This window comes from Luteimonas sp. TWI382 (assembly GCF_039674545.1).
GTDB lineage: Bacteria > Pseudomonadota > Gammaproteobacteria > Xanthomonadales > Xanthomonadaceae > Luteimonas.
Genome location: NZ_JBDJNS010000059.1, coordinates 1 through 491 on the forward strand (window position 1 = coordinate 1; position 491 = coordinate 491).

Here is a 491-nt window from a genome sequence, read left to right on the forward strand (position 1 = left end):
ACTGGGCCTTATCGAGCGCCTTGACCGTGTGCCAACCCAGTTGGAAAAAGCGGGCAACAGCCAGGATGTTGCTGGATTCAAGCAGCTGGCTGACCGCCTCGGCCAACCGGTCGGTCACCCGCTGGTAGCGCCCCAGCCAGCTCAGCCTTTCCAGTCGCGGACCGCCGCACTGGTCGCACCAGACGCGCCGGCGCGGCACCAACAATCGCACTTGAAGTGCCATCAGCGGTAGGTCGCGCACTCGCCGCGCAGTCGTCTCATGCACCTGCCGGCACCGACTGCCGCAGTGCTGGCAGTACATCATGCGGGCGGTGGGCTTGAGGTAGATCGTCACGGTCCGGCTGCCGCCCTCGGGCCACGCGATGCGCTCCACCCGATAACCTTCCCACCCGCCCAGCCTCTTGATCGTCTTCCGGTCGAACATCCCCTCACCCTTGCGCCCTGGAATCAGGCATCAAGCGTAACGGTGGCTGGCAAAGGACTCCCCGCTA

The 491-nt window shown here is 65.4% G+C and carries 1 protein-coding gene; it reads right to left on the reverse strand.

Annotated features, from left to right (window positions below):
• Nucleotides 1–424: helix-turn-helix domain-containing protein (locus tag ABE505_RS17080; RefSeq protein WP_346445854.1), on the reverse strand; the 424-nt coding region annotated here is incomplete at its 3' end.
• Between the last annotated feature and the right edge of the window lie 67 nt (nucleotides 425–491).